Below are 13409 nucleotides of genomic sequence, written 5' to 3' on the forward strand. Positions count from 1 at the left end.
CTATCCTTCCGCTTCGGCGAGCGTCGTCAGCCGACGCAGGACCACATCGTGTTGGGTGAGAAATCGTGCGGGATCGAGCTGGTCGGCTTTGATGCCGTGATCGGCGAGGATCTCGTTGTAGGGCGTTCCCGAGCGCTCAGCGGAATCGGCGGCCGATTGCACCAGTCGATAGGCCTTCTCTCGTTCGATTCCTACCTCGAGCAGGTCGGCGAGCACCGCGGAGCTGAACACCAGACCGGCGCTGTGATCGATCGCGTCACGCATCCGTTCCGGTGATACTGTCAGCTTCGCCACCACCTCGGCGGCGAGATTCGTCTGGTAGTGGCTTGCGGTCAGCAAATCGGGCAGAGCGACCCGTTCGACAGTGGCGTGGGCCAGATCGCGTTCGTGCCACAGCGCGACGTCTTCCAACATAGGACCCACGTGGCCGCGCAACAGCCGTGCCAACCCACACAAACGTTCGCTCGCAGTCGGATTGCGCTTGTGGGGCATCGCGCTGGACCCCTGGTACGCCGATGGCCTGGCTTCTTCGACCTCGCGTACCTCGGTGCGTTGCAGCAGCCGGAATTCCAGCCCGATGCTTTCCACGCAGGCGGCTAGTGCGGCGATCGCGAGCGTCAGCTCGGCGTGCCGGTCGCGGGCGACGACCTGGGTCGGTACCGGCTCGATGCCCAGACCCAGTTGGTCGCAGACGTAGTGTTCGACGAACGGATCGATCAGCGCGTAGGTTCCGACGGCGCCGGAGATGGTGCCTACGGCCACAGCCTCTCGGCCGGCGGTCAATCGGCGGATGGATCGGTCGACCGCGAAGGCGAACCCCGCGAGTTTGTGGCCGAAGGTTGTCGGTTCGGCGTGGATGCCGTGGGTGCGGCCGATACACAGGGTGTCCCAATGCTCGAGTGCGCGGTCGACCAGGATATGCCGCAGTCGCCTCGCGCTGTCGAGCAGCAGATCGGTGGCGTTGGCGAGAACGTAGCCCAGTGCCGTGTCGACGAGGTCGTAGCTGGTCATTCCGTGGTGTACCCAGCGTGCCGACGTCTCGGGCATGGTTTCGCAGTAGGCGGCCAGGAACGACAACACTTCGTGATCGCGATCGCGTTCGAGTTCTCCGACGCGGGCCACTCGCGGGGCCGGCGCGCGGCGGATGTCTTCGAGCGCAGGGGAGGGGACGTGCCCCAGCAGGTTCTGGGCTTCGGCGGCGAGGACTTCGACCCGCGCCCACGTGTCGTAGCGGTTTTGGTCCGACCATAGGGCGGTCATCTGGGGTGTGGAGAACTTCGAGATCATTCTGCGTGCACCGCCTCGAGGTGGATGCGCTGCTCGGTGTGTTGTTCGATTGCTGTGCGCGTGTAGAGCAGGGGTACGTACTGGCCGGCTTGCCAGGTCTCGAAGAGATCGCGGTAGTGGGGGCTGCGGGGGTCTCCGGATTGACCGGGGGTGTTGACGCACAAGGAGTTGTCCCACTCACCGACGTCGATGATCATCCGGAAGGATGCGCCGAGGAAGGGTGAGAAGTCGGCGGGCCAGTATGAGCCGCTGGCGACGGTCGAATTCGATCCGCCGGTGGGCACCGGGCCGACGTGCAGAGATTCGTCCAGGTGACCGAGTGGGTGCGGTTGGATGTTGCGGTGCAGATCGCCCCAGCGCCACGTGGCCGTCGACGGACCGAGCGTCCGGCGCAGCTCGTCGCATGCTGCACGCAGCGTTTGCCGCAGAAGGCGGTCGCGTTCGCCGGTGACAGGAGACGTGCGCAGCCATTCACGGACGGTGGTCGGGTCGGGGTAAGGGATGAATCCTACCGCGGCGGGATGGGCTGTGAGCTGCACGACTGCGGGCCCGAGGTGACGTGTCCACCAGGTTTCGAACAGCGCCGCGGCCGCGGAGTCCGCGGTTTCGATGGCGTTCCATCCGGTGAGCAATTCGACAGCGGTCGCGACCTCATCGTCTGCGGATCGGGGATCGAGTGTGCGGAGCGAACCGATGACCTCATGTGCGGTGATCGAGAACAGGTCGTTTTGTAGCAGTGCGCTTTCGCGTGGGGAGTGTTCGTGCGTGCGTCCGAGGACCTGGACGATGCGCGTGTAGCGGTCGGAGCTGGGCCACTCGTAGGTCGGCAGCGGATACCCATCGGGAACATTGAACTCGTTGGCGCTGGCGATAAAACCGGTTACCGGATTCGAAATCCGGGCGAAGTCGGTTGGCGTGAAAAACCCGTCCCATCGGTAGCGTCGGGTATCGGCGGGAATCGGTAGAAGCCCGTCGTACCCCTCCCGCTTCGGTACCAACCCGGCGCTTCGAGTGGCGATCGTGCCGTGCACATCGGCGTAGACGTGGTTCTCGCCAGGCGCGCGCCAGTTCTCCAGCGCCTTGTCGAACTCCGTCCATGAGGTCGCCGACAGATAATCCAGGCTTGCCAGATAGGGGGCGGTGCCGGGCTCGAACCAGGTGGATCGCAGCGCGTAGACCTTTCCACGGTCTGGGTCCACGTGCAGTACCGGTCCGTGGGCGGTGAACTGTAATTCGACGGCGACAGGTGCGCCGTCTTGCACAGTGATCGTTTCGACCACGGTCTCGAGGGGTTCGGTGTCGAGATCGCACACGACTAGATCCTCGGTGTCAGCAGGGCACACTGTGAACCCGAACGCGGCTGTCCCGTTGTGGCCGAGAGCGATTCCCGGCATGTGCGGCTCTCCGGCGCCGATGACATCGAGTCCTGGCGCGGACAAATGGCTGATGTAGCGCAGCGAGGGAGTGCTGTAGCCACGGTGGGGATCGCCGGCCAGCAGTGGGCGGCCGGTCGTGGTTCGCTCTGCGGCCAGCGCCCAGCAGTTGCTACCTTCGACGGTGTCTTTGGGCATCGGGGGTGGCGGCCGCCCGGTGGCGAGCAGGTAAGAGTCGAGCACTTCAGGCGGGAGGTCCAGGTCGATATCGTGGGGGACCGCGGGGCGATGTCCGCGGACGAGGTGCTGACGGAGCTTGTCGCTTTCGACGCCGGCGGCTGCGGTTACCCGCGCCCGCTGGAATTGCGACAGCAGATTGAACACAGGTGCGTGGGTGCGCGGACGCACGAGATCGTCGGGTGACCATCGGGCGGGCCGGTATCCGGCCAGTGCGAATTCCGGCGGCAGTGCCTCGGGATCGCGGTCGAGCCGGTCGATGTAGGCGTTGATCCCGGCGACGAATCGGGTGACCGCGACGCGGGTGGCCGGACCGTAGGCACGCCATTCGGCATCCATGTCGCCGCGGTACAGCAGTAATCGCGCCGCCCGGTCTCGCTCCACGAAGTCGGGACCGAATGCCTCGGCCAGCTGGCCGAGGCCGCGCCGCCGCCACAGGTCGAGTTGGAAAAGCCGGTCCCTGGCGGCGTTATAGCCTTGTGCGAAGAACAGGTCCTCCAGTGAGGCTGCGTAGATGTGCGGTATCCCCCAGCGGTCGAGGAGGATGTCGACGGGCTTGGCAAGTCCGGAGACATGGTGGACGGCGGTGGTCGGCACAGCGGCACCTACTTCAGCGGGAGGTTTCGGCGGCGGGTCGCGGTGCGGGCACCGCAGGAGGGCGGTCACGGACGACGGCGCGCAGCAGCGGAGCGGTCGCTGCGGTGGTGACGACGGCCATGATGACGAACATGGCGAACAGCGCGGAGTTCAGCAGGCCGAGCTGCCTACCTAGGTTGAGAACGACCAGTTCGGTGAGCCCCCGGCAGTTCATCATCACGCCGATGGCCAACGCGTCGCGTCGGCTTTCACCCAGGGCGACGGCGGCGAGGCCACTGCCGAGCATTTTGGTGGCCATGGCGACGACGATGATCACTCCGCAGGTCCCCAGCGCAGCGATGCCCATGGTGGCGCCGAGATCGGTGCGCAAACCCACCGTGACGAAGAACAGCGGCAACAGCACCCACAGGGTAACTCCCTCGAGTTTGGTGCCGAGGTCGGCCACAAGCGTGGATTCGCGCGGCATGACGATCCCGGCGAGAAAGGCCCCGAAGATCGGATGAACCCCGATCGCCTCCGTAGCCAACGCCGATACCAGCAGGACGCACACCATGGCCGCGTACAAGGCGATGGGTCGGGTGGCGGAGCGATCCGCCTGCGCGACAACACGTGCCAGGACGGGCCGCACCACCGCGAACATGGCCGCGGTGAAGGCGATCGCCAGTGCGATCGAAAACAGGGCTGGTAGCAAAGAAGTGTGATGGACGATGGTGACCACGATGGCCAGCAGGCACCATGCGGTCAGGTCACAGACTCCCGCCGCACCCATCCCGATACTGCCCAGTCGTGTCGATAGCAGGCGCTGCTCATCGAGAATCCTGGCCAGCACCGGGAACGCGGTGATGGAAAAGGACAGGCCTATGAATAAGGCGAAAGGGAGGGCTCCCGGCTCGGCCGGGGGGTAGTGCGAATACAACCACCAGGCCACCGTGACGCCGCCGAGGAATGGCAGCGCGATCGACGAATGTCCGATGACCGTGCTGGTGGCGCTGACCCGGCGCAAATCGGTGTGGGAGACCTCCATACCGACGAGAAACATGAAGAACACAACTCCGAGCTGAGCCATGGAGTCGAGGTGGGGCAAAATGTTCGACGGGAACAGCCACCGTTGCGCCTCGGGAGCGATCGCCCCCAACGCGGTCGGGCCCAGCAACAATCCCATGACGAGCTCCCCGAAAACCCTTGCCTGGCCAAGTCGTTCGGCCAGTGCGCCGCCGACCGCAGCGGCACCCACAACGACCGCGATGGCGATCAGCACCTGCGGTAGCACCGAACTCTCGCTGGATACCGGACTGGCATCACCTGCCGTCGCGGCGTGGCCGATCGGCGCGATCAAGAGCAGCGCCAGAGCGGCCGGAACAGCCACAACCACGAGATACGCGATGAGAATTCGCCTCATCTGTCCCCTCAGTCGAAGAAGCTATGGCTAGAGAGAAGGAATGCGCAGCGGCGGGCCGTCCTTGCCGTAGACGGGGCAACCGATGTTGAGTTCGAAGGGGGCGAACAGCGTGTACTCCTTGTGTTCACGCAGTCGCTGCACGAGTCGATTGGAATCGGTCCAGAAGTCACCGTTGAGGGTGAGTACGCGGTCCGTCTCGTCGAGTCCTTCGGATGTCAGCAATTGCCGGATGTAGGTCCCCATGATTCCGGCACGTGTGTCGTATACCGCACGGATGAGGCGGTAATAGGTCTCGTAGCCGGTTTTGAAGAATGTTTCGTAGGAATGCTGGGCCTCGGTCTCGGTGCTTTCGTGGTCGAGGATTTTGCGGGTTTGCTGCGCGGCTCGCCGTCCGGTGGCAAGAGCGAGGAAAACTCCAGCGGAGAAGACAGGGTCGGTGAAGCACCCCGAGTCGCCGACGATGAAGTATCCGGGGCCGACGAGGGTGTCGGAGTGGTATTCGAAGTTGCGCTCGCCGCGCAGGCTGTGCCACTCCTTGGTTCCGGTCAGGCGTTGGGCGATGCGGGGCAGCCGCTGCAGGGCGGTGTCGAACACCTCCTCAGGGCTGGAGTCGCGCAGCACATCCACCGGCGTCATGGCGCCGACGCTGATGATGTCGTCGCGGATCGGGATTGCCCACATCCATCCGTCGGCGTGGACGCCGATCTGGGTGTCTCCCTCGCGGGTCGGGTTGTAACGCTCATCGAGTCCGTCGAAGTGTTTGAAGACCGCGGCCATCTTGAGCTGGTTATCGGTCGTGCGCAGCCCGAGCCTGCGGGGGATGACGCCGGCGCGTCCGCTGGCGTCGATGACGAATCGAGCGGTAGCGCTGTCCATCACGCCATCACGCTCGAAGCGCACACCGACGATACGTTCCCCGGAGAAGATCAGTTCCTTGACAGCGGCTTCCTGCAGCACCGTGACGCCAGGTGCTTCCGCGGCGGCATCGAGCAGGATCTTGTCGAACAGCGCTCGCTCCACTTGGTATGTCCAAGGGCGGTAGCCGTACTCTCCGGTGGCCTCGATATCGACCAGTCTGTTGCCCTCCGGCAGGATCAGATCCAGTCCACGCTTGATGGGAAACCCGTGACCGGGCATCTTGTCCAGCACACCGAGCAACTCGAGCATGTCGGCGGTGTAGGGCAAGAATGATTCGCCGATATGGAATCGGGGGAACTTGTCTTTTTCCAGGACCAGGACCGACCGCCCGCCCTGGGACATGGTGATGGCGTAGGCGGCGCCGGATGGTCCACCACCGATGACGATCGCGTCGTATTCGGCGCGGGGGATGTTATGCGCTTCCATGATTTTCCCTCATCGTGAGATATTCAGAGCGGGTTGTGTGCCTCGGGCCTGGTGTGCCGTGACCAAGCGGACAGGGTGGGCTCGGCGGTCAAATCATCGAGCGCCATGCGGATTCCGGCGCGCCGCCACAAGTTGACGACCCGCATCATGCCGAGCGAATCCAGACCGAGGTCCAGCAGATCGGCGTCGTCAGGGATGTCGGAGGGCGGGGTCTGCAGAACTGTGGCAACGGTGGCGCGCACTTCCGCTAGGGTGGGCGGTTGGCCGACGGGTCGCAGCGACATGGTTTCGTCTCCTCGTGCCGTGGTCGGTGGTCAGGCACTCTTGGCAGCTGCGGCAGCCAGCGCCTTCTTGTCGAGCTTGCCCAGGGCGGTGAGCGGAAGATCGGTGATCAGCTCGAGTCGGTCGGGCAGCTTGTAGTCGGCGATTCCTCTTTCCTGCAGGGCTTTGCGCAGTTCCGGCAGGGTCGGCGGTGTGCCGGCGGCGCGCACGTAAGCGCAGATGCGTTCCCCTACGTAGGGGTCCGGCACGGGAACGACTGCGACCTGGTCGACCGCAGGGTGGGCCAGCAGGTAGCCCTCGATCTCGGAGGCAGAGACTTTGTTGCCGCCACGGATGATGACGTCTTTACGCCGGCCCTGGACCACCAGGTGGCCCGACGTGGTGAGGTGGGCGAGGTCGCCGGTCCGGTAGAAGCCATCGTCGGTGAAGGCGGAGGCGTTGTGTACCGCCGCCTTGTAGTAGCCGCGCAGGGTGTAAGGCCCGCGGACCAACAGCTCGCCGGTGACGCCGGGCGGGAGGTCGATGCCGTCGTCGCCGACGATGCGGATTTCGTCGTCGGGGGATAACGGTCGCCCCTGTGTGGTGAGCACAGCCTCGGGTGGGTCGGTGTCACGGGTCATCGTGATCAGCCCCTCGGCCATACCGAACACCTGCTGCAACCGGACCCCGAAGGATGGGCCGATGCGGGTCGCGATGTCGTGGTGCAATGGTGCGCCACCGACTTGGACGGTGCCTAAGCTGCCCAGGTCATATGGGTTGTCCTCGACAGCATCGAGCCACAGTTGCACGAGTGCGGGGACTAGGGCGGTCACTGTGACGCGGTGCTGTTCGATGAGCTCGAAACAGTCTGCCGGAATGGGATCTTCGATGAGGACCACCGTGCCGCCGACGCGCAGCGTGCCGATGATGCCGGGACAACCGAAGGTGAAGTTGAAGGCGGCGGGTAACGCGGCGAGGTACACATCCCGGCGGGTGAGCCCGGTAACGGCGGCGGCGGCGCGGGTCTGGTAAGCGTAGTCGTTGTGCGTGCGGGGGATGAGCTTGGGCAACGCCGTGGTGCCGCCGGAGAGCAGGAAGAACGCGACGTCGGACGGGTCGAGAGTGGGCAGCGGCGCCGGTTCTGCGTCGACCTCGTTGAGGGCTATGGCTTTATCGGGAATCTGGGTGCCGTGCACGAATAATCGCAGCGCCGGGAACTCGGCGGCCAGCGCCCGGGCGAGGGCGGCATGGTCGAAACCGTGGCTGTGGTCGGGGACCACGTAGCCGGCCGCGTCGGTCATGGTCAACAAATGGCGGATTTCGGTGGCGCGGTGTGCTGGCAGCGCGAACACCGGCTTGACATCGATGCTGATCAACGCGAAGACAACGATCACGAACTCTGGTGTATTCGGCAGCTGCACGACGACGCGGTCACCGGCACAAAGTCCGTGTTCACGAAACCCCGCCGCCATGCGACGTATCTGCAGTTCCAGTTCGTTATAGGTGATGCTTCGTCGGCCGCTGACCAGTGCCGTGCGGTTGCCGTACCGTCGTGACCACTGCACGGGCAGGTCGGCGAGCGTCTCCCCACTCCAATGGCCGTGGTCACGGTAACGAACCGCCACGTCGGCAGGCCAGGGTGTGCATCCATCGAGCATGGCTGGTCCTCCGATCATCCGGCCGTGACGTGTGCGGGTGCGGGTGCGGGTGCGGGTACGAGAAAACGCGCGACACTGTCGAGCTTTTCGCAGGTCTCCTCGAATTCCCGCTCGGGCCGTGAATCGCCGACGATTCCCGCACCGGCCTGCAACCAGGTCTTTCCGTGTTGGCGGTACACCGCGCGCAGCACCAGAGCAGCATCCATGGAACCGTCGTGCTCGACGGTGAGTACCGCGCCGCTGTAGAGACCGCGGGCGGCGGGTTCGTGGGTGCGGATACCGGTGTAGGCGGCAGCCTTGGGCACCCCGGATGCGGTGACAGCGGGGAATACCGCGGCGAACGCGTCCCACGCGTGATGTCCTTCGGCGAGCTGTCCGGCCACCCGCGAGGCCAAGTGCTGGACGGTGCCGCGCTCGCGCACGGACATGAACTCCTCCACGTACAGCGTGTCGGGAATGCAAACGTCGAGCAGTTCGTCGTGGGCGATCTTGACCGAAATGGCGTGCTCGTAGATTTCCTTCGAGTTCGACAGCAATTCCGCGCGAAGTCGCCGGTTCTGTACCGGATCGTCGGTGAGCGCGCGGGTACCCGCCAGTGGCTGGCTGATGACGCGGCCGCTGGCGTCGACAGCGACGACGACCTCGGGGCTGAACCCGGCGGCCTCGATGCCGCCGAGGTGTAGCAGGAACGACCGTGCGGGGTTGTTGGCCTGCCGTCCATGTCGGTAGGTGGCGACCAAATCGATGTCGGTGTCCACCGCGAAGGTGCGTGACAGGATCACTTTTTGGAACCGGTCGGCGTGGATCGCGGCGACGGCGTCTGCGACCGCCCGCTGGTATGCAGCGGCGCCATGTCGCACGTCCAACGGGCTGGACTGCGTTTCGCTGTGGTTCGTAGCGTCGGCCAGGCAGGCTGCGACCGCGTCGAGTCCGGCTTCGTCGGTCGAGCGTATGAGCGCGTTGTTCCCGTCGATCCGCACTTCGGTCTGCGGGATGAGCAGGTGCAGCAGCCGTTGGTCGCCGATGCTGGAACGGTCGCCTTCCTTGGCGTATGCCAGTTCGAAGGCTGCCCAGCCGTAGGCGCGCCAGCCTGGGATATCAATCTGCTCGAGCAGTCGTTGCACTTGTCGCAGGGGAGAACCGTCCCAATCCAGTGACCGATGCCCGCGCGCGTCGCTCAAATGCGCTCCGCTGTGGTCGAGGGTGAGCTCGGCATGGGCTCCGCCGGCATAGCACCATTCGTGCGGGCGCTCGTAGACGAGGAACTGCTCGTGCAAGCCCGCGGCGGCGAGGTTTGTGATGATTGTGAGCGGATCTGCGTTCAACGTGCAGGTTCGTTCGTAGAAGGTTCTGCCCGAGACGGTTTTCACTGCGGAGTCCCTTTCGAGGTTTGGCGGGTCAGGCAACGACGGCGTCGGCGAAGTGATCGACCATGTCGGCAGCCTGGTCAGGATTCAGCCGTGGGTCGCAGGGCGGATGCGAGATGCAATCGCCTGCGCGGTCGGACGGCTCGCGGCATTCGGTGACCTCGTCCGGGGTTACCTCCAGGTGCAGTCCGCCGGGGTGGCATCCGGCGGCGCGTAGCGTGCCCACGAAACCGGTGATCTCCGCGCGCAGGTCCGGCAACAGCCGTACCTTTCGTCCTTCGAGGGTGCGCGTGTTGGCGTGCATCGGATCGCACTGCCACAGCACCGGTGCCCGGGTCTCGGTCACCACACGCAACAAGGGAGACAGTCGTTGGACAGTGTCCGCGGCACCGAGTCGGGTGATCAAGCTCAACCGGCCCGGCTCGTGACGCGGGTCGAGGGCGCGGGCGAGGTCGAACACGTCGTACGCGCTGGCGCGGGGGCCGATCTTCACCGCGACGGGATTGGCGATCGTGGCAGCCCATTGAACGTGCCAATTCCATAGTCTGCGGGTCCGATCGCCGATCCACAGCAGGTGAGCATCGGCGGCATAGGGGGTTTCGCCACCTCGGGTCAGCGGTTCCTCGTAGTCGCGCAGCAGCGCTTCGTGGGAGACGAAGACGGGCCTGTTGATAGTCGACGTGAGCTTGCGCAGGTCGGCCAAGGTATCCCGGGCGTGGTGGTAGGAGGCCAGAAGTCGTTGCGGGTCCGGCCTGCGACCAAGGACGGTCTGCTCGAGACAGTTGACGGCATCGCCGCGGTAGGTGAGAACCTCGGTGCCGTCGGAGGTCCGCTCGATCGCCTGGCTGCGCGGCTTGGCGTGCTGGCCCGCCATTCTGGTGATCAGCACGACCTCGTATCCGGTGCGCTCGCTCAATCGGTTGGCCAGACTTTGATAGAGCCTCAACCGTCGCTCGATGTGCTCGGTCGTCGCCATGGTGAACGTCTCGGCGCATTCGCCGATGTGCAGCACATACGCCTGCCCTTGCTGGGCCGCGGCCAATTTTCGGCGCAGCAGGTCGATATCTGTTCTGTTCACCAGCGGTGGGCACTGCGACAACTGCGTACGGACGTTGTCGAGGTCGCCGGTCGGAGCCCACGGCGGCTGGTGTTCAGCGGGCAGAGTGCGCAGACTGGCCAGCCGGGCTGCGGCCGGGCCTGCCGGGGACAGCATGTCGACAGGGGCGGAAGGTCGGCTAGACATGAGCAGTTCCTTCGTTCGGCTACAAACGGTGGGGCGCGGCCGTCGAGGCGTGGGCCGCCGATGCGGTGATGGTGGTCCAATGCCAGGACGGGTCGAAGGCGGTGACGGTGACGTCATGGTCGGTCGCCAGTGCTGCGGCGTGACCGGTGGCGTCAGCTATGAATGCCGAGACACGGTGTGCTGCCAGCAGATCTTGTTCAGTGAATGGTTCACTTTCGCAACGGAGCAGGCGTAGATCGATGAAGCCTCCGAACCGGCGGCCGGCGATGTGGACCGGTTGAGGGCTGCGAATGCTGAACCTGACGCGGGCAGCGACGTGGCCGTGGTGATGTTGGTCGGAGTAGTAGGCGATGTCGGGGATTGTCGGCGGTATGAAATAGTCCCGTTCGATCACCACGGGGACCTTGGGAAGATTTCCCGCGAGGAAGTGCCAGGAGTTGTACTGCATTCGTGCCGACATCGACCACGCGATATCGGCCAGCTGAGCGGGAGTGTCGCCGAAGAACCGGCGCGCCTGTGGAGCCGGTACGACACAGCAGAAGAACTCTGGCAGCTCCCAGCCGACGATCTCGGCCCAATGCTCGGTGCGCAGCGCCTCGGTCAGACGACTGAGCGAGCGCAGGCCGCGGCTCATCGCGAAGTCCACTCCGAAGCAATCCCGCGCCGCACAGACTGTCTCGTAGATCAGCGACTCCAACCCGGTGCCGAAGTCTCGGTGTGGCCGAATCAACCACATCGGTGCCGCGGTCGCACTGGCACGCAGGTCCTCGAGAGTGTCCCCGGACAGGGGGAGGCGTTCACGCAATTGTGCACAGATCGCCGCTTCTGTTGCTCGGGCCGCCGGTTTCACCGGGCCGGCCACCCGCTCGATCTTGTGCATCAGCGGGCCGTAGATCTCGCGGTAGAGCTGGACGGATCCGGTCAACTCGGCGCGTCGGGCGCGTAACTGATCTGCGAGCGCCTGCAGCTCGTCCAGGTGCGGTTCGGTGACGGGGGCTATCGGAGCGCGTTCGGAGGCGGAGTTGTAGTTGAGGCGGGCTCGATCGAGCAGCTCGCCGACGTGGGCCAGCGTCAACTGCGTTCCGTTGGCTTCCTCGATCCGCGCGTAACTGCCTGAACGGATCAGCAGCGCCAGACACGCCACCAGGATCGCGTCATGGTCGGACCATCGCGCTAGCGGCGTCCGTGACAGCGAGCTCAATACACAGTCGGGATGGCCGGGAAACAACGTCTTCCCGGTGAGGTTGTTGCGTTCACGGAAGTTGGTGTAGAGCTGGTCTTCCTGATAAAGGACGAATGGCGCGGTGCGGCGTGCGGCGTCGGTGAGTTCGTCGAGGACCTCATTGCGTGCGGCAGGGCCGAGCGCGTGCAACCACGCCCGGCACTCCGAGACGGACTCGGTGTACTCGGCAAGGGCCCGGCCCACCTTGTGCCGGTACTGCTCGATCTCGGCGCCGGTCCATGGCACCCGAAGAACACCACCGACCAGATCGTATTGCTCAACGACGCTGGGTGCGCCGGGGACGCCGACGACTACGCGGCCCGTCGTGGTCAGCGCGAGTTCGCCGGAAAATATTGGCGATTCAGCGGTTTCGAGGGCGTCGGAGCGGTCGTGCCGCCACGAAACTCCCTGCAGCACGCTCAGAGCGGATTCCTCTGCGAGGCGTAGCGCTCTCAGCTGGACATCAGCCGGCACGTGTCCGTCGAGGGTGAGTAATACCGTCACGGCGGTACCGACATCCGCTGCGTCGCTGGCTTGCTTCCACACCTGCGCCAACAGTTCGGGGAAGCCGGCCGAGGGGTCCAGAACACGATCAGGGATGGGAGTGGCGCCGGCCTGCCTGCCGAGTCGGCTCGGGCGACGGCTTTGGCGGGCCTTGATCAGTTCCTCACGCCGGGATGCGCGGTCACCGCCGGTTCCCGCGCTCGTCATCGCGCACCGTGTTCGTTCGAGACCACCAAGTTCCACAGGTCGTCACCGGTCGGTTCGGATTTTTCGTCGACATAGATGCAGTCGACCGGGCATACAGCAACGCATTTCGGACAGCCCGAGCATAGTTCGGGCACGATCACAACCTGGAGGCCTCGATCGACGATTGCGCCGAATTCCGGGGGACAGCTGCGCACGCAGCTGTCGCAGGTAATGCATTCGGCTGATTCGATTCGGCGCGGCGGCTTCTTCCAAGCTTCGCTGCGCGTTCTGGTCTCGATACGTTCCTGCCGTCGGTTGTGCACGGCTTCAGTGGAGGGTTTTGTCGTCCGCGGCATTCCGGCCTCCTGGCATAGGATTCTCCGGTTCGGTCGGCGCATTCTGTGGTTCTTCGGCGAGTGCGTCTTTACCGAAGTCGTCATCCACATCGATGCGACTCCGCCCGAAACGATCCGGTCGGAAGTGCGTTCACGTCAAGGTCCCCACGATTTGCCTCGCGGAGTTCCGGGATCGACTGTTCAACCGGGGACCTACACAGTTGAACACCGATCGCTCGCCATGAGCGCGAGTGTTCTGGTTCGGCTGTGACACAGCAGTACGTGCAGCACTACGATTCCGGTTGGAATTGCCGGACTTCGCAATAAGGAGTGCAGCTATGAAGGTTGATGGGATTTTTTTTGCTGGTGTGGGGTCGGCTGATGTGGGGGTTGTGG

At 64.8% G+C, this 13409-nt stretch carries 10 protein-coding genes; all 10 read right to left on the reverse strand.

Features of this window, described 5'->3' with window-relative positions; translation table 11 throughout:
- On the reverse strand, window positions 1–1287 hold the full coding sequence (gene purB, locus HOV91_RS28230; RefSeq protein WP_174188400.1) for an adenylosuccinate lyase: 1287 nt from the start codon (window positions 1285–1287) through the stop codon (window positions 1–3).
- On the reverse strand, window positions 1284–3494 hold the full coding sequence (locus HOV91_RS28235; protein ID WP_174188401.1) for a penicillin acylase family protein: 2211 nt from the start codon (window positions 3492–3494) through the stop codon (window positions 1284–1286). The genes purB and HOV91_RS28235 overlap by 4 nt, the downstream gene beginning before the upstream one ends.
- A gap of 13 nt (window positions 3495–3507) precedes the next feature.
- The gene (locus HOV91_RS28240; RefSeq protein ID WP_174188402.1) at window positions 3508–4893 is read right to left on the reverse strand and encodes a cation:proton antiporter domain-containing protein; all 1386 of its coding nucleotides are present in this window, start codon (window positions 4891–4893) and stop codon (window positions 3508–3510) included.
- A 27-nt stretch (window positions 4894–4920) separates the two neighbouring features.
- Entirely contained in the window at window positions 4921–6237 is a 1317-nt protein-coding gene (locus HOV91_RS28245) for an NAD(P)/FAD-dependent oxidoreductase (protein ID WP_174188403.1), read from the reverse strand.
- A 23-nt stretch (window positions 6238–6260) separates the two neighbouring features.
- The gene (locus tag HOV91_RS28250) at window positions 6261–6521 is read right to left on the reverse strand and encodes a phosphopantetheine-binding protein (RefSeq protein WP_174188404.1); all 261 of its coding nucleotides are present in this window, start codon (window positions 6519–6521) and stop codon (window positions 6261–6263) included.
- Between the two features lie 30 nt (window positions 6522–6551).
- Window positions 6552–8156, reverse strand: coding sequence for a (2,3-dihydroxybenzoyl)adenylate synthase (locus HOV91_RS28255; protein ID WP_174188405.1), 1605 nt, complete (start codon window positions 8154–8156; stop codon window positions 6552–6554).
- A gap of 14 nt (window positions 8157–8170) precedes the next feature.
- On the reverse strand, window positions 8171–9481 hold the full coding sequence (locus tag HOV91_RS28260; protein WP_217441251.1) for a salicylate synthase: 1311 nt from the start codon (window positions 9479–9481) through the stop codon (window positions 8171–8173).
- 73 nt (window positions 9482–9554) lie between these two features.
- On the reverse strand, window positions 9555–10766 hold the full coding sequence (locus tag HOV91_RS28265) for a 3-deoxy-7-phosphoheptulonate synthase (RefSeq protein ID WP_217441252.1): 1212 nt from the start codon (window positions 10764–10766) through the stop codon (window positions 9555–9557).
- A 19-nt stretch (window positions 10767–10785) separates the two neighbouring features.
- On the reverse strand, window positions 10786–12405 hold the full coding sequence (locus HOV91_RS28270; protein ID WP_217441253.1) for a hypothetical protein: 1620 nt from the start codon (window positions 12403–12405) through the stop codon (window positions 10786–10788).
- 290 nt (window positions 12406–12695) lie between these two features.
- Entirely contained in the window at window positions 12696–13124 is a 429-nt protein-coding gene (locus HOV91_RS41130; RefSeq protein WP_369009326.1) for a 4Fe-4S dicluster domain-containing protein, read from the reverse strand.
- Window positions 13125–13409: the final 285 nt, after the last annotated feature.

Source organism: Nocardia barduliensis (assembly GCF_013315795.1).
Classification (GTDB): Bacteria; Actinomycetota; Actinomycetes; order Mycobacteriales; family Mycobacteriaceae; genus Nocardia; species Nocardia barduliensis.

What these genes read in the sequence shown, in the direction of transcription:
- purB (WP_174188400.1), bottom strand. Translation starts at nt 1,287, where the DNA reads ATGATCTCGAAGTTCTCCACACCCCAGATGACCGCCCTATGGTCGGAC.
- HOV91_RS28240 (WP_174188402.1), bottom strand. Translation starts at nt 4,893, where the DNA reads ATGAGGCGAATTCTCATCGCGTATCTCGTGGTTGTGGCTGTTCCGGCC.
- HOV91_RS28245 (WP_174188403.1), bottom strand. Translation starts at nt 6,237, where the DNA reads ATGGAAGCGCATAACATCCCCCGCGCCGAATACGACGCGATCGTCATC.
- HOV91_RS28250 (WP_174188404.1), bottom strand. Translation starts at nt 6,521, where the DNA reads ATGTCGCTGCGACCCGTCGGCCAACCGCCCACCCTAGCGGAAGTGCGC.
- HOV91_RS28255 (WP_174188405.1), bottom strand. Translation starts at nt 8,156, where the DNA reads ATGCTCGATGGATGCACACCCTGGCCTGCCGACGTGGCGGTTCGTTAC.
- HOV91_RS28265 (WP_217441252.1), bottom strand. Translation starts at nt 10,766, where the DNA reads ATGTCTAGCCGACCTTCCGCCCCTGTCGACATGCTGTCCCCGGCAGGC.
- HOV91_RS41130 (WP_369009326.1), bottom strand. Translation starts at nt 13,124, where the DNA reads ATGTGGATGACGACTTCGGTAAAGACGCACTCGCCGAAGAACCACAGA.